Genomic DNA, 17,076 nt, shown 5'->3' with positions numbered 1-17,076 from the left:
TTGCATGAGCCGTTCGCCAAGTCAACGATCGCGGGTTACGGCAGTGACGGCGCTCGACATGCGAGCTGGCACCCGCCCATCGCGGGAGAGGAGTTCGGGCGAATGTGGAGAAACGTCGCGCCGCGCGTCGCACAGCTGTCGCCGCTGGAACGGGTCCGGCTGCGCCGGGTCGCCGTCCGCTACGCCGTGCACGGCTGGGAGGTCACCCCCGGGGCCTGCCTCGCCCGCAGCCGCTTCGTGTGCGGGCGGGCCGGCTGCCCCACGGTCGGCTGCCATCCCGCCCTGGAGGACTGGGAGCACGTGGCGAGCGCCGACCCGGCCCGGGTGGCCACCTGGTGGCGCAGCCGTCCGCACGGCGTGCTGCTGCCCACCGGCCGGGCGTTCGACGTCCTCGAGGTGTCCGCCCACCTGGGCCGGCAGGCCCTCGACACGGTCGGCACGCACCCGGCCGGCGACGGGGTGCGCGGCCCGGTCGTGGTCACCCCGACCGGGCGGTGGATGTTCCTGGTCCGCCCCGGCGACCCGCTGCGCCCCGAGCTGGAGCACTGCTTCCACGTGGTCCGGCACGGCGTCGGCTCGTGGATCCCGGCGCCGCCCACCCGGCTGCCCGAGGGGGCCGTCCGCTGGGCGGTCGCCCCGGAACAGGCCCGCTGGCGGCTGCCGGACTCCTACCTGGTGCAGAACGCACTGATCGACGCGCTGCGGGCGGCCGGCGTGACGCTGAGCACCGATCTGCTCCCCGGCCACCTGCCGCTGCCCCGGCGCGGCTGCTGAACCCGACCACTCAGCCCGCTGTCGGGCAGTGGACGCGGGCCCTGTCGCGCAGTGGACGCGGCCGGCCAGCGTCCCCGGGGGTCGGGAACTCGTTGACCCCGACGAGGGCGCGACCGCGCCCCGAGCGGGGGTCCGATGTCCAGGTACGACGCGCCGCGCCAGCCCGGTGGCGCGGAACCGCCACCGCACCACCACCGGGGGCGCCGCTGGCCCCCGAGCCGCCCGTCCGGCTCCCGCCCCGGCCGGCCCCGGCCGCTGGGCTCCCGCCCGGCGGGCAGCCGCCGGCCCGCCCGCTGACCGCCGCGGTCACCGGCTCACCGCCGTCCCCGCCAGGGACCACCCGTCCCGACCCGGCCCCGGCGTGACGTTTCGGCCCGTCAGTACGCCGATGAGTCCGTTTCGTGGTGCCGCGCGGCCCAAGGCATCGACAATCCTGCGCTGAGGTGATCGTCCACCCTGGCCCGCGCCACCACCTGGCCTGCCGAAAGTAGCAGCAGGAGCAGCGCGTGAGCCGCCGCCGCAGCGGGTATGCCGCCGGACCGCTGATACGCGTGAGGGGAAGGCACCGCCATGCTCAGCAAAGAGGATCAGCGCAGGTTCGAACAGATCACCCGTCAGCTCCGAGAGAGCGACCCGGAGTTCTTCGCCCGGTTGGACCACCGGACGCGGGCCCGGCGAGGCCGGTACCTGATGCTGCTGACCATCGTGCTGTGGGCCTCGCTGCCGGCGATGACCGTGCTGGCCGGCCGGCTGGCCGGCGCGGTCTGCGCGGTGGTGCTGCTGGCCAACGCCGCGCTCATGTGGCGGTTCCGCCGCCGATGGCTATGACCCGGTCGACGGGTCCGGCTCCGGGCGGGCCCGGCCGAACTCCCGGTAGGCCCGGCGCAGCCGCTCCACCAGGCCGGGTCCGCCGAGCGCGGGCGCCGGGGCGCCGAGCTGACGCAGCAGCAGGTCCGGCCCGGTCGCCAGGCTCGGCGGTCGGTCCGGCAACGGGACCGGCGGCACCCAGAACCGGTCCACGGCGTCGGCCAGTGGAGCCGCGGGCAGCGCGGCGAGCGCCCGCGCGGCACCGACGGCCGGCAGGGCCCGGCCGTCCGCCGTGGACGGAGCCGACCGTCCCCGGGAGGGCCGCTCGCGGCCGTCCGGGATGGACGGTCCCAGCCGGCCCCCGGTCGGCCGCTCCTCCTCGGACGTTACGGACGGCGCCGGCCGCTCGTCGTCGACCGACGGGTACGGCGTCGCCCGGCCGCCGGTCGCCGTGCCGACGGTACGCAGGGCACGCAGCCGGTCCAGCAGCTCGGACCGGCGCCGGCCCCGCCAGTGCAGCAGCGCGAACGGGTCCGCGTCGAACGCCTCGGCGAGCAGGTAGAAGGTCGCGGCGAGGTGCTTGCACGGCACGGCGAAGTCGGGGCAGCTGCACCGCTGGGCCAGCTCGTCGACCCCGGCCGGGAACAGGGGCGCGCCGGCCGCGGCGAACAGCTCCTCCAGCTCGGCCGGCAGGTCGCCGGCCAGCAGGCGGGCGCTGAAGAACGCCTGCGCCGCCAGCTCCGCCTCGACCCGCTCCCACAGCCGCGCCGGGAACGGCGCCAGCTCGATCCGCACCCGGTACGGCTCGGCCCGGGAACCCTGCACGCTCGCCGTCACCACGCCCGGGGCGACGTCCAGGCTGAGCACCTGCCCGGCCCGCGCGTACGACCGGCCACGGGTGAGCCGGGTGCCCAGCGCGAACGACTCCAGCACCTCCAGGAACCGGCGGGACCACCAGGACCGGCCGATCGCGCCCCGGGTGCTGCGGGCGCGCAGCCCACCGTCCACCCGGCGGGGCCGGCCGTAGTCGGCGAACCGGCCGGCCGACTCGGGCCCGTCCGACGGGGGACGCCCGGCCGACGCCGACCGACGCGAGGGCGGCGTCACTCCACCACCGCCCCTGCCTCCAGCGCGAACAGCTCGCGCAGCTGCTCGGTGGACAGCTCGGTGACCCACTGCTCGCCCGTGCCCACCACGGACGCGGCCAGGCTGCGCTTCTCGGCGATCATCGCGGCGACCTTCTCCTCCACCGTGCCGGCGCAGACGAACTTACGGACCTGCACCCGCCGGCGCTGCCCGATCCGGAACGCCCGGTCGGTGGCCTGGTCCTCGACCGCGGGGTTCCACCACCGGTCGACGTGGACGACGTGGTTGGCCGCGGTCAGGGTCAGCCCGGTGCCGCCGGCCTTGAGCGACAGCACGAACAGCGCCGGGCCGCCGTCGGACTGGAACCGGGCGACCATGGCGTCCCGGTCGGCCTTGCCGACGCCGCCGTGCAGGAAGAGCACCTCCCGGCCGAACCGGGCGGACAGGTGACCGCGCAGCATCGCGCCGAACTCGGCGTACTGGGTGAACAGCAGGGCCCGCTCACCCGCCGCGAGCACCTCGTCGAGGATCTCCTCCAGCCGGGCCAGCTTGCCGGACCGGCCGGCCAGGGCGGAGCCGTCCCGCAGCAGCTGGGCGGGGTGGTTGCAGACCTGCTTGAGCCGGGTCATCGCCGACAGCACCAGACCGCGCCGCTCGATGCCGTCGCTGGACTCGATCCGCGCCAGCATGTCGTCGACCACCGCCCGGTACAGCGACGCCTGCTCGGCCGTGAGGTTGCAGAGCACCTCCATCTCCAGCTTCTCGGGCAGGTCGGAGATGATCGACGAGTCCGTCTTGAGGCGGCGCAGCACGAACGGGCCGGTCATCCGCCGCAGCCGCTCGGCCGCCTCGGCGTCGCCGTGCCGCTCGATCGGCTCCGCGTACGCCTTGCGGAACGCCGCCGCCGGGCCGAGCAGCCCGGGGTTGGCGAACTGCATGATCGACCAGAGGTCGGCGAGCCGGTTCTCCACGGGCGTCCCGGTGACCGCCACCCGGTGCCGGGCGGGCAGCGCCCGGACCGCCTCCGCCTGCCGGGTCGAGGCGTTCTTGATCGCCTGCGCCTCGTCCACCACCACCCGGTGCCAGTCGATCCCGGCCAGGTCGACCGCGTCGCGGGCGGCGATCGAGTACGTGGTGAGGACCAGGTCCGCGGCGTGTACGGCGGCGGCGAACGCCTCCCCCCGCGCCCGCTCGGCGCCGTGGTGCACGTGTACGCGCAGCCCGGGCGTGAACCGCGCGGCCTCCCGCTGCCAGTTGCCGACCAGCGACATCGGGCAGACCAGCAGGGTCGGCCCCGCCTCGGGCGGGTCCCCGGCCAGCAGGGCGAGCAGCTGCACCGTCTTGCCCAGCCCCATGTCGTCGGCGAGCACCCCGCCCAGCCCGAGCGACTGGAGGAACGCCAGCCACGCCAGCCCGCGCCGCTGGTACGGCCGCAGCGTCCCGGCGAACCCCGGCGGCGGGTCCAGCGGGGTGAGCCGGCGCTCGGCCTGCCCCGCGAGCAGGTCGCCGAGCGCCCCGTCGGCGGTGACCTCCAGCACCGGCAGGGCGTCGTCGGAGTCGGCCTCGGCCAGGCCCAGCCGGAGCAGGTCGGCGACGGTCAGCTCGCCGGCCGACCGGAGCAGCCGCAGCCCGGCGGCCAGCCGCCGCGGGTCCAGCTCGACCCAGCGCCCGCGCAGCCGTACCAGCGGCGTCTTCAGCTCGGCCAGGGCGGCCAGTTCCTCCTCCGACAGCGGCTCGTCGCCGAGCGCCACCTCCCAGCGGTAGTCGACCAGCGCGTCGAGGCCCAGGCCGCCGGCCGCCGCGGCCACCGTGCCCGGCGCGGTCCGGCCCCGCGCCCGCAGCCGGGCCCCGAGCCGGGACGACGGGCGCTGCCACCAGGACGGCAGCAGCACCCCGAAGCCGGCGGCGTGCAGCACCGGCGCCCCCTCGCGGAGGAACCGGTGCGCGCCCTCGGCGTCCAGGTGCAGCGCGTCGGGTGCGGCCGTACGCAGGGCGGCGTCCAGCTCGGGCCAGAGCCGGCTGGCCCGGCCCAGCTCGGCCAGCAGGGTCTCCTGCGGCCGGCCGCCGAGGCCGTCGACCGTCTCCGGGGCCCGCCAGATCCGCCCGGCGTCGACGAGCAGGCTGGGCTCGTCGGCCGCCTGCATCCCGAACTCGACCCGCCAGAGCGCCGCGTCACCGGACGCGTCGGCCCACTGCTCCGCGCCCCCGGGCTCCCCCGCCAGGAACTCGCCGGGCGGGTCCACGGCCGGCTCCACCAGGCGGAAGCTGGCCCGCACCGCGCCGCCGGCCGCGTCGCGCTGCCAGTCGTCCAGCTCCGCGCGCAGCGCGTTCAGGGCGGCCCGGTCGGCGGCGAAACGCCCGTCCGGGCCGGTCAGGGCGGCCAGCCACGCGGGCACCGCGCCGGTCTGCCGGCCGCCCCGGGTCAGCGCGGTCCGGGTCAGCGCGGCCCGGGCGGCGGCGTCGGTGAGCGCGTCGAGGGCGTCGGCGACCAGCTCGCCGGCCGACGGCCCGTCGGCGGCGGCCCGGGCGGCCGGGGGCAGGGCCAGCGCCAGCGACCGCGCCCAGGCGGCGTCCGCGCCGGTGAGCAGCGGCCGCCACACGGCCCGCGCCGGCACCGCCCCGCGGCCGGGCACCGCCCCGCAGCCGGAAGGTGTCGCGCCGCCGGAAGACGTCGCGCCGCCGGAAGGTGTCGCGCCGCCGGAAGGTGTCGCGCCGCCGGAAGACGTCGCGCCGCCGGGCACCGCTCCGCAGTCGGCAGACGTCGCGCCGCCGGAAGACGTCGGCTCCTCGGGGCGGAACGCGCCCGGCGCCGCTGCCTCGGCCGGGGCCACGCCGGGCAGCACCCGGCCCCGGCGGACCAGGTCGGCGGCGAACTCGGCCACCTCGGCGAGGTGCCGCAGGGTGGCGCCGGGCACCCCGGCGAGGTCGCCGGCAGCGCGCAGCAGCGCGAGCGCATCCGCCGGGGCGTACCGGAGGGCGGGAGCGCGCCAGCCGGCGAGGGTGACCGGCCCGCGGACCGGTTCGTCGACGGCGGTCCGGACCAGCTCCGGGGAGTCCGCGGGCGAGCCCGCCCGGGTGGGCAGGCGCAGCAGCACCGAGCCGGCCTGCGCGGCCGGCGGGCCGGCATCGAGGGCGGCGGCCAGCGTGGCGCGGTCGGCGGCGAAGGGGTGGGGGCGCTCGCGCGGCGCCCGGCCGGGCCGGCGGGGCGCGCGGGGCGGCAGGGCGCTGTCCTCCGCCCACACGGCGAGCCCCGCGTCGGGCAGCCACACCCCGTGGACGACCAGCACGCGCTCCCCCTCGTCGAGACCCCGGCCCAGAATAGGCGGCGTGGGGCCGGCTAGCGTCGGCGCCATGGTCGACCTGCTCGTGATCGGCGGCCTGGGGGTGGATCTGCGGGTCCGCGTGCCCGCGCTCCCGCTCCCCGCCGCCGATTCGCTCACCGTCCCCCCGATCGACCTGCGGATCGGCAACACCGGCGCCGGGGTGGCGCTGGCCGCGCGGGCGCTGGGCCTGCGGGTGGCCGTCGTCGACGTGCTCGGCGCCGACCCGCCGGGCGCGGTGGTACGCGAGGCGCTGGACCGGGCCGGGGTGACCGCCGTGCTCGCCGCCGACCCGGGCGGGACCCGCCGGTCGGTGAACCTGGTGGACCCGGCCGGCCGCCGGATGTCGCTGTACGACCCCCGCCCGTGGCAGGGGCCGCCGCCGTTCCCGCCGGAGCGGCTCGCCGCGCTGGCCCGGGACGCCGCGCACGTCCACGTGTCGATCATGGACTGGGTCGTCCCGTTGCTGCCGGCGCTGCGGGCCGGCCTGCCGGACGGGGTACGCCTCTCCACCGACCTGCACGACTGGGACGGCGACAACCCGTACCACCGCCCGTTCGCCGACGCGGCCGACCTGGTCTTCGTGAGCGGGGTCCGGCTGGCCGACCGGGCCGGGGAGCTCGCCGCCGGGCTGGCGCCCCGGACCACGGTGGTGACCCGGGGCGGCGACGGCGCGGAGGTGCCCGACGGCGGCGGGCCGCCCGCCCGGGTGCCAGCGGCGACGCCGCCGGGGCCCGTGGTGGACACCAACGGCGCCGGGGACGCGTTCGCCGCCGCCCTGATCGCCGCCCGGCTGCGCGGCGCGGACCTGCCCGCCGCGGCGGCGTACGCGGCGCGGGTCGCGGCGGCGGCCTGCGCCCACGACGGCATGGAGTACCCGCCGGGGCTGCTGCCGCCCCACTGAGCCGGTCACGCCCGCGCCGGGCGGCCCCCGGTTCGGGTACGCCGAGCCAGGGCGGCCCCGCCCCGCCCGCCCGGTCGGAGTGCGCCCGGGCGGCCCCGCCCCCCGCCCGCGGTCAGAGCGCGCCGGTCGAACCGTCGGTCAGCTCCCGCAGGATGTCGGCGTGGCCCGCGTGCCGGGCGGTCTCCTCGATCATGTGGGTGAGGATCCAGCGCAGCGACACCTCGCCGAGCTGCGGATGGGGCACGACGTGGTCGAGGTCGAAGCGCGCGGCGATCTCCCGGGACCGGGCGCAGGCCCGCTCGTAGCCGGCCGCGAGCGACTCGATGGTGTCCGACCCGTCCAGGGCGAAGCTCGCCGTCGCCTCGTCCTCGCTGGTCAGGTAGACGTCGCCGGGCCCCGGATCGAGCAGGCAGACGAACCAGTTCCGCTCGACCAGGGCCAGGTGCCTCAGCAGCCCGGCCAGGGTGGTCGCCGACGGCACCAGTCGGCGCCGGGCGTCGGTGTCGGTGAGGCCGCGCACCTTGCGCAACACGATCGCGCGATGGAAGTCGAGGAACGATTCGAGCACGGCACGCTCGTCGCCGGCGCGGGCCCGCACCACCGGCTCGACGATGGGATCGACAGGTATTCCGGCCATTCCTGAACCGTAGCCCAGCGGCACCCGGCGGCGGCACGGCCATCACCCTGCGGGGCGACCGCCGCCGGGGCAGGATGGGCCCATGGCATCATCAACGGCAGAGATCCCGTTGGCGGGCGGCGCGGCCGACGGACAGACGGTCACGGTCGAGCTGGACAGCAACGGCCGCCCGCCGCTGACCCACCACCACGTCGGGGAGCGGGGGCTGGCCGAGGCCGACATCTACGAGCTGGAGTCGGTGGGCGACCGGGACGGGTGGCTCTACCGGTGGCGGGGCCCTGCCGTCTGATCCGGCGCGTCCTCCACGCTCCGCCCCGGCCTCAGGTGCGGCTCGGCGCCGCCAGCCGCCGGGAACGCAGGCTCTCCAGCACCGCGCCGGTCACCTGGGAGGTGCCCCGGGCCTGGTCGCAGACGTCGGCCACCCGGCGGGCGGTCTGCGCGGCGCGCTGCTCCCGCTCGTCCCAGAGCCGGTCGACCTCGGCCAGCAGCGGCCCCTCCACCTCCCGTTCCACCCCGCGCAGCGCCGGCACGCCGAGCCGCTGCGCCAGGTCGAAGACCTTCCCGGCGTACGGCAACGGCAGGAACGGCGTGTTCACCATCGCCGCGAAGATCAGGAAGTGCAGCCGCATGCCGACGGCGAGGTCGAAGTGCCGCATCAGCCCGAGCACCTGCCGGGGCGAGTAGTCGCCGTGCAGGACCCGGCCGCGTTCGGCGGCGGTCATGTGCGACATCACCCCGTGCGAGTGCCGGATGTCGTCGCGTTCCATCGGCACGAACAACACGTACGCGTCGATCCGGTTGATCAGGAAGTCGGCGATCTGGGCGATCAGCCGGTGGTAGCCGTCCACGTCGAGCCGTTCGGCGGCGCGGCCCGGCTCACGGACGCTCATCCCGACCAGCCGCTTGCCGGCCGGCACCCCCTCCTCGCGCAGCAGCTCCTCGGGGAACTCCTGCGGCTCCAGCAGGAACGCCGGGTCGGCGGTGACCGTGACGGGGTTGGTCAGCCCGGCCTCCTCCAGCACCATCCGGGACTCCTGGTCCCGCACCGTCACCTCCACGGCGCCGGCCAGCGTCTCCCGGACCATACCGGTGTCCACCGTCTCGGAGAGCGGGCCCACCCCGACCGCGTACGTGAGCAGGGGCAGCCCCCGCTCCTGGGCGACCCGGACCACCCGCAGGTAGCGGCGGGCCTCCCGGTCGTAGAGGATGCCGCCGCCGCCGAGGATCAGCAGGTCCAGCCCGGCGAGCACCTGCGCCGAGTCGACCCGGCTGACCCCCTCCCACGGCACCGCCTGGACGTCGGGGTGCTCCCTGGCGGTGTGCTCCGGGTTGCGCGAGAAGACGACGATCCGCGCGTCCGGTTCGTGGTGTCGCAGGTCGGCCAGGAGGCCGGTGAGGATCGCCTCGTCGCCGAGGTTGCGCCCGCCGTACGAGCCCAGCACACCGATCGTCAGCCCGGTGCGGTCCGCCATCGCCTCGCTCCTCCCAGCGGGTGCCTTCCGCGTGGCGTTCCCGCTGCGCCCGGGGGCATGCCCGGGGCGGTCAGCGCGGCGGCTCCGCGCCGGCGTCCGGGGTGAGCGGCTTGCGCATCTGCTGGTTGGTGACCTCGAAGCCCAGGCTCTCGTAGAGCCGGATCGCCCGGGTGTTGTCGGTGAAGACGTTCAGCCCGAGCTGGTCGTGCCCGAGTCGGCCCACCTCGGCCTCCGCGAGCTGGATCATCCGCCGTCCGTGTCCGCGTCCCCGGTGCGCCGGATGCACCTCGATGTTGTGGATCCAGGGCATGCTCGGACGGCCCGGGCCGGGCAGGCTGACCCAGATCCAGCCGACCTCCACCCCGTCGTCCAGGGCCACCCGCAGCAGGGTGCCGGGGGTGGCCACCCCGTCGGGCAGCAGCTGGGCGATCCGCAGGGCGGCCTCGGCGCCGGTCATTCTGCGCTACGTCGCCGGGTCGTCAGGCGGGGCGGCCCGAGACAGTGGAAGCGCCCGCCTCGGGCGGCTAATCGGTTGCCCCACCGGTGCAGCCTGCGCCACGGTGGCCCGATGGGCGAGACGACGCGTACCCGGATCGGCTGGACGGACCTTCCCGAGCACGTGCGGGCCGGGGTGGAGCGGATCATCGGCGACCGGGTCGTGGCGGCGCAGTCGCAGTCCGGCGGCTGGTCCCCCGGCAGCGCCGACCGGGTGCGCACGGCCGGCGGCCGGCGGGCCTTCGTCAAGGCCGTCAGCCCGGCGCAGAACGACCGGAGCCCGGGCATGCACCGCGCCGAGGCCCGCAACGCCGCGGCGCTGCCCGCGTCCGCCCCCGCGCCCCGGTTGTGGGGTTGCCACGACGACGGCGAGTGGGTGGCCCTGGTCTTCGACGACGTGGCGGGCCGACACCCGGCCACCCCCTGGAACGGCCCGGAACTGGACGCCGTGCTGACCGCCCTGGAGGCCATGGCCACCGCGCTCACCCCCGCGCCGGTCGCGCACGCGCCGACCGCCGCCGAACGCCTCGGGTACGACTTCGCCGGCTGGCACCGCATCGCCGCCGACCCGCCCGAACGCCTCGACCCGTGGGCGGGGGCCCACCTCGACGAGCTGCGTGCCGGCGCCGACCGGGGCATCGCCGCCCTGTCCGGCGACACGCTCTGCCACTGCGACCTGCGCGCGGACAATCTGCTGATCGGCGCGGACGGCGGGGTGAGCGTCGTCGACTGGCCGTGGGCGTGCCGGGGGCCGGCCTGGCTGGACACCGTCCTGCTGCTGGTGAACGTGCGGCTGCACGGCGGCCACGACACGGAGGCGCTGCTGCGCACCCGGCCGATGACAGCCGACGCCGACCCGGCCGACGTCACCGGCGTCCTCGTCGGCCTGGCCGGCTTCTTCGTCGACGCGGCACGGTACCCGGCGCCGGCGGGCATCCCCGGCCTGCGGGCGTTCCAGCAGGCCCAGGCCGACGCCCTCCTCCCCTGGCTCGCCGCACGTCTCGGCTGACCGCACGTCGGCGCCACGCGGCGGCCCGGCTCAGGCCGGCTCGCGCACCTGGGTGGTGAGGAACGGGAGCACCACCGCGGGCAACGCCGGCGAGCGGACGATGTCGTAGTGGGTCAGCCCCGGCAGCACCGCGAGGCGGGACGCCGGCCGGGCCGCGCCGTCCCCGCCGGCGTCGCGCCGGCCGCCGCCGAGCAGCCCGAAGAACTCCACCACGTGGGCCGTGGAGACCGAGTCGGCGTCGGCGAACACCAGCAGGACGGGGACGGTCAGGGCGGCCACCTCCGCCGACCAGTCGTAGTCGCGGCGGAGCAGGTCGCCGGACTTGACCCAGAGCGCCGGCCAGTCCTCGGGACGGGGGGCGACCCGGGCGTACAGCTCATGCGACGCGGTGCCGCGCATTCGCTCGGCGGCCTGCTCGTCATGGGCGGCCATGGCGGCCAGCACCTCGGGATACCAGCCCTGGCTGCGGCAGGGCGCGGAGACCACCACCAGCCGGCGCACCAGCGCGGAGTGCTGGATCGCCACGCGCAGGGCCACCCCGCCGCCCAGCGAGTAGCCCATCAGGTCGACCTCGCCGAGATCGAGATGGCGGATCAGCGCGGCGACGTCGTCGGCCATCGACTCGTACCGCAGCGGGCGGTCGACGTCGGCCGTGCGGCCGTGCCCCTGGAGGTCGACCGCGATCACCCGCCGTCGCCCGGCCAGGGCGGGCAGGACGGGCGCGAACATCTCCGCCGCGCCGAACCCGCCGTGCAGCAGGACCAGCGGGCGGCCGGAGCCGTGCACCTGATACCACAGCGACAGTCCGTTGACCTCGGCGTAGGTCATCGGGGCACCTCCGGCTCCGGCGGTAACTCGTCGAGACCGATCCAACACCAGCCGTACGACGTCCGGGCCGACCGGCGGCCGCGTCCCGTCCCGACCCGCCCGAGCCGGCCGTACGGTGGCGGCGGCCGGCCGACGGGTGGTGCATGATTCTCGGGATGGACGACGAGCCGAGCCGAGCCGGCCCCGCCGAACTGCCGGCGCGGGGCCCCGTCGGGTTGTCCACCGAGAGTCCCTTCGCTGACCGCTCGCCCGCCCCCGACCAACCGGCCAGCGACAACGGGTCGCACGAGTACGATCCTGCCGTGACCTCGGACGGCATCACCGACGATGAACGGTTGCGCCGTATCGAGGCCGTGACGGACGCGACGCTGTCCCGGCTCGACGTCGCCGACCTCTTCGACGAGCTGCTGGACCGGGTCCGTGACCTGCTGCACGTCGACACCGCCGCCATCCTCCTGCTCGACGTGCACGCCCGTCAGCTCGTGGCCACCGCCGCCAAGGGGCTGGAGGAGGAGGTGCGACAGGGCTTCCGGGTCTCCGTCGGCCGTGGGTTCGCCGGCCGGATCGCCCTGGCCCGCCAACCGGTCATCATCGAGGACGTGACCCCCGACCGGGTGGTCAACCCGATCCTGCTGGAGACCGGCGTCCGGTCCCTGCTGGGCGTACCGGTCTTCGCGCACGGCGAACTCGCCGGCGTCCTGCACGTCGGCACCCTCACGTTACGCCGGTTCACCCCCGACGAGGTCCGGCTGCTCGAACTGGTCGCCGACCGGGTCGGCCAGGCCAGCCGGGCCCGGGCGAACAGCCTGGACCACAACGCCGCCCTGGCCCTGCAACGCAGCCTGCTCCCCACCGAACTGCCCGACGTACCCGGACTGGAGATGGCCGCCCGTTACGTGCCCGGTCACGTCTCCGGAGTGGGCGGGGACTGGTACGACGTGTTCACTCTCCCGTCCGGTTGGGTCGGGGTGGTCATCGGTGACGTGTCGGGCCACGGGTTGCAGTCGGCGGTGGTGATGGGCCGGATCCGCAGCGCGCTGCGCGCGTACGCGCTGGTCTGCGACGACCCGGCGGAGGCGCTGAGCCTGCTGGACCGGAAGGTGGTCCACTTCGAGACCGGCAGCCTGACCACCGCCCTGTACGCGATGATCTCTCCCGACGGCGCGACCATCCGCGTCTCCGTGGCCGGGCACCCGTGCCCGGTGCTGGTCGCGCCCGACCGACCGGCCGCCCTGCTCGCCGCGCACGTCGACCTCCCGCTCGGCACCGGCCGCCGGCCGCCGGCCCGGCGCACGGCGGTCCTGAACTTCCCACCGGGAGCGGTGCTGGTCTGCTACACCGACGGGCTCGTCGAACGCCGTGGCGAGCTGATCGACGCCGGCCTCGCCCGGTTGCGGGCCGCCGTCCCGCTGGCACCTGCGGACCAGGTGTGCGCGGCCGTCATGGCGGCCCTCGACACCGAGCGTCCGACCGACGACATCGCCATGCTGGCCATCCGCCGGGTGTCCGACTAGAAGGATCCGGCCGCCACGGCCGGCGTGCTGGTGGTTGGTGGTGGGCGCGGCAGGTTTCGAACCTGCGACCCCTCGCTTGTAAGGCGAGTGCTCTCCCACTGAGCTACGCGCCCGGAACGCCCCGCGCGGCGGGCCGGAGTCCGGCAAGTTTACCTGCCGGGCCCCGGCCCGTCGCAACGGCGTACCTGGGTGGGATCAGGCGGCCACGGCCTCCGCGAGGGCCTTGCGCCAGCCCTGCTGGTCACGCGCCTCGCCGGGCATGTTCATCTCGGCGAACCGGACGACGCCCGCCTTGTCGATCACGAACGTCCCCCGGTTGGCGATGCCCGCGACGTCGTTGAAGACGCCGTACGCCTGGGCCACCGCGCCGTGCGGCCAGAAGTCGGCCAGCAGCGGGAACTGGTAGCCCTCCTTCTCGGCCCAGATCTTGTGGCTGTAGACGGAGTCGACGCTGACGGTCAGCACCTGGACATCGTCGTTGACGTACTCGTTGAGGTTGTCCCGCACCTCGCAGAGCTCACCCTGGCAGATGCCGGTGAAGGCGAGCGGGTAGAAGACCAGCAGCACGGTCCGCTTGCCGCGGTAGTCCGACAGCCGGACCTCCTGGTTGTTCTGGTCGTTGAGCACGAAGTCCGGCGCCTCGGCGCCAACCTCGATCGGCATACGTACTCCTTGGGGGTGGCAAGTTTAGGGGTGGCGTCAGCCTGCCATACCCGGCACGCCCCGTCTACTGTGGCCCGGCCCGCGGAGGGGCCGGCGCGCCGACTACTTCTTGGCCTTGGTGCCCCGGCGCAGCACGAGCCGGGCGCCGCTCCAGTCCCGGCCGGCGTTGACCGTGGACGTCTGCTGCAGGCCGGCGGTGGGCGCGGACTCGGCGATCTCGCTCGGCTCGACGTGGCCCTCCCGCCCGGCCTTGGGCGTCAGCAGCCACACGACGCCGTTGTCGGCCAGCGGGCCGAGGGCGTCGACGAGGAGCTCGAAGAGATCACCGTCGCCGTCGCGGTACCAGACCAGCACCGCGTCGACCACCTCGTCGGTGTCCTCGTCGACCAGCTCTCCACAGCGGTCGGTCAGGGCGTCCCGGAGATCCTGGTCGACGTCCTCGTCGTACCCCATCTCCATGACGACCATCCCCGGCTCGATCCCGAACCGGTCCGCCAGGCTGCGTACCCCGTCGGCGGCCTGACCAGCGGTCGCGCTCACTGTCGCGTGCCTCCTCTTCTCATCCCTGCTCGCCGCATCGCTGCGACGCCGTCAGGCAAAGTCCACACACTTGTGCCTCCCTGCGCAAGTGGCGCACCGGGTGGAACGGAATTTACCGCCCCAGCAGCGTACGGGCACCCTGGGTGATGGCTTCCTCGGAGACCAGCACCTGGCGGGCCGCCGGACCTAATGGTACAAACGAGTCAACTCCGGCAACCCGTCGCGCCGCGCCGACGTACCCGCCGTCGACCAGCGCCGCGATCACCCCCTCGCCCACCCCGCCGGAGCGGCGCGTCTCGTCCACGATCAGCACCCGGCCGGTCGCCGAGGCCTCCCGGACGATGTCCGCCACGGGCAGCGGAGCGATCCAGCGCAGGTCCACCACGCGGGTGCCGACCCCCTCGTCCGCCAGGGTCGCGGCGGCGCGCAGCGACATCCGCACGCCGTTACCGAAAGTGATGATCGTGACATCCTCGGCCGAGCCGACCCCGTACACCCGGGCCCGGCCGACCGGGACGTGGGCGCCGGACCACGCGCCCGGCTCCGCGTACCCGGCCAGCCACTCCCCGTCGCCGTCGGCGTACAGGTCGCGGGTGTGGTAGAGCGCGATCGGCTCCAGGAAGACGCACACGCTGCCGTCCACCGCGGCGCTGGCCAGGCAGGTACGCAGCATCGGCGCGGCGTCGTCCGGGCGGGCCGGCACCGCGATCACCAGCCCCGGCACGTCCCGCAGCACCGCGAGGGAGTTGTCGTTGTGGAAGTGCCCGCCGAAGCCCTCCTGGTACGCCAGCCCGGCCACCCGGACGACGAGCGGGTTGCGGAACGCCCCGGAGGAGAAGAACCGCATGGTGGCCGCCTCGCCGCGCAGTTGGTCCTCGGCGTTGTGCAGGTACGCCAGGTACTGGATCTCCGGCACCGGCAGCAGCCCGGCCAGGCCGGCGCCCAGCCCGAGGCCGAGGATCGAGGTCTCGTCGAGCAGCGTGTCGAAGACCCGGGCCGGGCCGAAGCGGTCGCGCAGCCCCTTGGTCACCCCGTACACGCCGCCCTTGGCGGCCACGTCCTCGCCGAAGACCACCACGCCGGGGTGGTCGAGCATGCCGTCGGCGAGCGCCGCGTTGATGCTCTGGGCGAGGGTGAGCGGGCCGGCCGACTCGGGCGGCCTGCCGCCGAACGCCGCCAGGCGGGCCGCCGCGTTCGGCCCGCCGGCCCGCGCCGCCGCGTCGGCCACCGCGCGGGCCACCCGGGCCGGCCGCCGGGGTGCGATCTCGGCGACCACGTCGGCCGCCGAGGCCAGCTTCGGCTCGCCGATCACCTCCTCGGCGATCCGGCGTACCTGCCAGCCGCGCTCGTCGTACCGGGCCAGCAACTCCTCCCCCGTGGCCACGCCGGCCGAGGCCAGCAGCCGCGCGGTGGCGAGCACCGGGTCCCGCGCCAGGTCCGCGGCGATCTCGCCGGGACTGCGGTACGCGGTCTCCGCGTCCGCCCCGGCGTGCCCCATCAGCCGTACGGTGGTCAGGTGCAGCACGGCGGGCCGCCGGTGCCGGCGTACCCAGCCAGCCGCCTCCACGGCCGCCTCGTACGCCCCGATCGCGTCGGTGCCGTCGGCGGCGAAGTACCGGATCCCCGGCTTGGCCCGCAGGGTCGCCTCCACCCAGCCCCCCGGCGAGCGGACGCTGATGCCCAGGCCGTTGTCCTCGCAGACGAAGAGCACCGGGATGCGCAGTCCCGTGTGGTCGTACCAGCCGGCGGTGTTGAACGCGGCGGTGGCGCTGGCATGGTTGACGGAGGCGTCGCCGAACGAGCAGACCACGATCGCGTCGGGCGGCCACGGCGACCGGGGCGTCGCACCGTCGTCGCCCGCCCGGGCCGCCGCCCGCCGCGCCGCCGGATCCCGCCGGCGCAGCCGCTCCAGCGCCAGGCCCATCCCGACGGCCCGGGGCAGGTGCGAGGCGATGGTGGAGGTGGTCGGCACGACGGCGAGGTCGGCGTGGCCGAACACCTTGTGCCGGCCACCGGCGATCGGCTCCCGGGCGGAGGCGACCACGCCGCGCAGCACGTCCCGGGCCGCCCTCGCGTACGCGTCCTCGGGGCCGTCCCCGGCGACGGTGGCGCCGAACGGCCCGACGCCGGCGGCGGTGGACTCCCCGTCGCTCGCCGATCCGCCGGCGGCCCGGGAGCGGGCGGCGGTGCCCTCGCCTCCAGGCCCGGCGCCCTCGCCTCCAGGCCCGGCGCCCTCGCCTCCAGGCAGGCTCCCGCCCAGTGCGGCGGGGTCGCCGGATGCGGCAGGGTTCCCCAGGCCGGCAGGGCCTTCTGCCGGACCGGCAGGGTCCTCTGCTACGGTCGCGCTCCCAGCCAGCGCGGCGAGGTCGGGGGCGTCCCGGCCCCCGGCGGCGGCGGGCCGGTCAGGGCCGCGCCCGACCCCACCCCCACCCACGGTAGGCCGGTCAGGGCCGGACCCGACCTCACCCCCACCCGCAGCGGGCCAGTCACGGCCGGGCCCGGCCGCGTCCCCGCCCACGGCAGGCCGGTCAGGGCCGGGCCCTTCCTCACCCCCACCCGCAGCGGGCCAGTCAGGGCCGCGCCCGACCTCACCCCCACCCACGGCATCTCCGGTCGTCGCCGCGGCCGGCGGGAACGCCACCTCGCCTGCGGCCTGCGCCGCCCGGAGGCAGTAGAACGCGCCGGAGCGGTAGTGCAGCAGCGCCGGGTCGCCGGGGCGCAGCGCGGCGGCGACAGCCGCGTTGCCCTCGTGGCCGGCCGAGCCGATGGTGTAGAAACCCTCGCCGAAGCTGCGCAGCCACCGCGCGGCGAGGTCGAGCTGCCGGCTGGTGACCTGGGCGTCGAAGAGTTCCAGCAACTGGGCTCCGGTCAGCGGCGAGCCGTCGCGGACGGGCTCGGCGGGGTCGGCCCGCCGCGTCGCGGGCGCGAGCGCGCCGAGGGCCTCCCGGAGCCGGTCGTCGAGATCTTGCGGGGTGGTCACGTCGGACAGCATTACCGACGCGGGCTCACCTCGCCCACCCGGACACG

15 protein-coding genes and 1 tRNA gene are annotated in these 17,076 nt (G+C 76.1%); 6 read left to right on the top strand and 10 right to left on the bottom strand.

Translation table 11 applies throughout. The features are described from left to right. Nucleotides 1-102: 102 nt before the first annotated feature. Both ABGB16_RS01370 and ABGB16_RS01365 read left to right on the top strand, forming a co-directional pair. Nucleotides 103-774, top strand: coding sequence for a bifunctional DNA primase/polymerase (locus tag ABGB16_RS01370; protein ID WP_347666088.1), 672 nt, complete (start codon nt 103-105; stop codon nt 772-774). A gap of 570 nt (nt 775-1,344) precedes the next feature. Next, nucleotides 1,345-1,602, top strand: a complete 258-nt coding sequence (locus tag ABGB16_RS01365; protein WP_145773073.1) for a DUF3040 domain-containing protein — start codon at nt 1,345-1,347, stop codon at nt 1,600-1,602. Here ABGB16_RS01365 and ABGB16_RS01360 read toward each other — a convergent pair. Together ABGB16_RS01360 and ABGB16_RS01355 are read right to left on the bottom strand one after the other, a co-directional pair. Beyond that, entirely contained in the window at nt 1,597-2,589 is a 993-nt protein-coding gene (locus ABGB16_RS01360) for an SWIM zinc finger family protein (protein ID WP_347666242.1), read from the bottom strand. The genes ABGB16_RS01365 and ABGB16_RS01360 overlap by 6 nt on opposite strands. A 95-nt stretch (nt 2,590-2,684) precedes the next feature. Further along, nucleotides 2,685-5,954, bottom strand: a complete 3,270-nt coding sequence (locus ABGB16_RS01355) for a DEAD/DEAH box helicase (protein ID WP_347666241.1) — start codon at nt 5,952-5,954, stop codon at nt 2,685-2,687. Between the two features lie 64 nt (nt 5,955-6,018). Between ABGB16_RS01355 and ABGB16_RS01350 the strand changes: the two genes are divergently transcribed. After that, complete coding sequence (locus ABGB16_RS01350) at nt 6,019-6,891, top strand: carbohydrate kinase family protein (RefSeq protein WP_347666087.1); 873 nt, start codon at nt 6,019-6,021, stop codon at nt 6,889-6,891. Between the two features lie 112 nt (nt 6,892-7,003). Here ABGB16_RS01350 and ABGB16_RS01345 read toward each other — a convergent pair whose 3' ends face one another. Beyond that, complete coding sequence (locus ABGB16_RS01345; protein WP_347666086.1) at nt 7,004-7,528, bottom strand: DinB family protein; 525 nt, start codon at nt 7,526-7,528, stop codon at nt 7,004-7,006. A gap of 82 nt (nt 7,529-7,610) precedes the next feature. Between ABGB16_RS01345 and ABGB16_RS01340 the strand changes: the two genes are divergently transcribed. Next, a complete protein-coding gene (locus tag ABGB16_RS01340; protein WP_347666085.1) occupies nt 7,611-7,817 on the top strand; it encodes a hypothetical protein in 207 nt (68 codons plus the stop codon). 31 nt (nt 7,818-7,848) lie between these two features. Here ABGB16_RS01340 and ABGB16_RS01335 read toward each other — a convergent pair whose 3' ends face one another. After that, on the bottom strand, nt 7,849-9,000 hold the full coding sequence (locus tag ABGB16_RS01335; protein WP_347666084.1) for a polysaccharide pyruvyl transferase family protein: 1,152 nt from the start codon (nt 8,998-9,000) through the stop codon (nt 7,849-7,851). 70 nt (nt 9,001-9,070) lie between these two features. Further along, complete coding sequence (locus tag ABGB16_RS01330) at nt 9,071-9,457, bottom strand: GNAT family N-acetyltransferase (protein WP_347666083.1); 387 nt, start codon at nt 9,455-9,457, stop codon at nt 9,071-9,073. Nucleotides 9,458-9,568: 111 nt separating this feature from the next. On the opposite strand from ABGB16_RS01330, the gene ABGB16_RS01325 reads away from it, so the two are divergent. Then, entirely contained in the window at nt 9,569-10,504 is a 936-nt protein-coding gene (locus tag ABGB16_RS01325) for a phosphotransferase (RefSeq protein WP_347666082.1), read from the top strand. Nucleotides 10,505-10,534: 30 nt separating this feature from the next. Here the strand turns inward: ABGB16_RS01325 and ABGB16_RS01320 are convergent, their stop codons facing one another. Then, nucleotides 10,535-11,332, bottom strand: coding sequence for an alpha/beta fold hydrolase (locus tag ABGB16_RS01320; protein WP_347666081.1), 798 nt, complete (start codon nt 11,330-11,332; stop codon nt 10,535-10,537). A 155-nt stretch (nt 11,333-11,487) separates the two neighbouring features. On the opposite strand from ABGB16_RS01320, the gene ABGB16_RS01315 reads away from it, so the two are divergent. Further along, nucleotides 11,488-12,846 (top strand): GAF domain-containing SpoIIE family protein phosphatase, encoded by a 1,359-nt coding sequence (locus ABGB16_RS01315; protein ID WP_347666080.1) that lies wholly within the window; start codon nt 11,488-11,490, stop codon nt 12,844-12,846. A 38-nt stretch (nt 12,847-12,884) separates the two neighbouring features. Here ABGB16_RS01315 and ABGB16_RS01310 read toward each other — a convergent pair. The 4 genes from ABGB16_RS01310 to ABGB16_RS01295 all read right to left on the bottom strand — a co-directional run bounded on the left by ABGB16_RS01310 (nt 12,885) and on the right by ABGB16_RS01295 (nt 17,041). Further along, a tRNA-Val gene (locus ABGB16_RS01310) sits at nt 12,885-12,959 on the bottom strand. Nucleotides 12,960-13,041: 82 nt separating this feature from the next. Then, entirely contained in the window at nt 13,042-13,509 is a 468-nt protein-coding gene (locus tag ABGB16_RS01305; RefSeq protein WP_347666079.1) for a peroxiredoxin, read from the bottom strand. A gap of 102 nt (nt 13,510-13,611) precedes the next feature. Continuing rightward, on the bottom strand, nt 13,612-14,049 hold the full coding sequence (locus ABGB16_RS01300; RefSeq protein ID WP_347666078.1) for a DUF3052 domain-containing protein: 438 nt from the start codon (nt 14,047-14,049) through the stop codon (nt 13,612-13,614). Nucleotides 14,050-14,161: 112 nt separating this feature from the next. Beyond that, nucleotides 14,162-17,041, bottom strand: a complete 2,880-nt coding sequence (locus ABGB16_RS01295) for a transketolase C-terminal domain-containing protein (protein ID WP_347666077.1) — start codon at nt 17,039-17,041, stop codon at nt 14,162-14,164. Nucleotides 17,042-17,076 lie beyond the last annotated feature (35 nt).

Origin of the sequence: Micromonospora sp. B11E3 (genome assembly GCF_039871625.1) — a bacterium.
In the GTDB taxonomy this organism is placed as follows: Bacteria; Actinomycetota; Actinomycetes; order Mycobacteriales; family Micromonosporaceae; genus Micromonospora.
The sequence above is the reverse complement of the archived record's forward strand: the minus strand, read 5'-3'. Positions and strand labels throughout refer to the sequence as shown.

Coding starts and splice junctions, on each gene's coding strand:
- ABGB16_RS01370 (WP_347666088.1), top strand. CDS start 103: ATGTGGAGAAACGTCGCGCCGCGCGTCGCACAGCTGTCGCCGCTGGAA.
- ABGB16_RS01365 (WP_145773073.1), top strand. CDS start 1,345: ATGCTCAGCAAAGAGGATCAGCGCAGGTTCGAACAGATCACCCGTCAG.
- ABGB16_RS01350 (WP_347666087.1), top strand. CDS start 6,019: ATGGTCGACCTGCTCGTGATCGGCGGCCTGGGGGTGGATCTGCGGGTC.
- ABGB16_RS01345 (WP_347666086.1), bottom strand. CDS start 7,528: ATGGCCGGAATACCTGTCGATCCCATCGTCGAGCCGGTGGTGCGGGCC.
- ABGB16_RS01340 (WP_347666085.1), top strand. CDS start 7,611: ATGGCATCATCAACGGCAGAGATCCCGTTGGCGGGCGGCGCGGCCGAC.
- ABGB16_RS01335 (WP_347666084.1), bottom strand. CDS start 9,000: ATGGCGGACCGCACCGGGCTGACGATCGGTGTGCTGGGCTCGTACGGC.
- ABGB16_RS01330 (WP_347666083.1), bottom strand. CDS start 9,457: ATGACCGGCGCCGAGGCCGCCCTGCGGATCGCCCAGCTGCTGCCCGAC.
- ABGB16_RS01325 (WP_347666082.1), top strand. CDS start 9,569: ATGGGCGAGACGACGCGTACCCGGATCGGCTGGACGGACCTTCCCGAG.
- ABGB16_RS01320 (WP_347666081.1), bottom strand. CDS start 11,332: ATGACCTACGCCGAGGTCAACGGACTGTCGCTGTGGTATCAGGTGCAC.
- ABGB16_RS01315 (WP_347666080.1), top strand. CDS start 11,488: ATGGACGACGAGCCGAGCCGAGCCGGCCCCGCCGAACTGCCGGCGCGG.
- ABGB16_RS01305 (WP_347666079.1), bottom strand. CDS start 13,509: ATGCCGATCGAGGTTGGCGCCGAGGCGCCGGACTTCGTGCTCAACGAC.
- ABGB16_RS01295 (WP_347666077.1), bottom strand. CDS start 17,041: ATGCTGTCCGACGTGACCACCCCGCAAGATCTCGACGACCGGCTCCGG.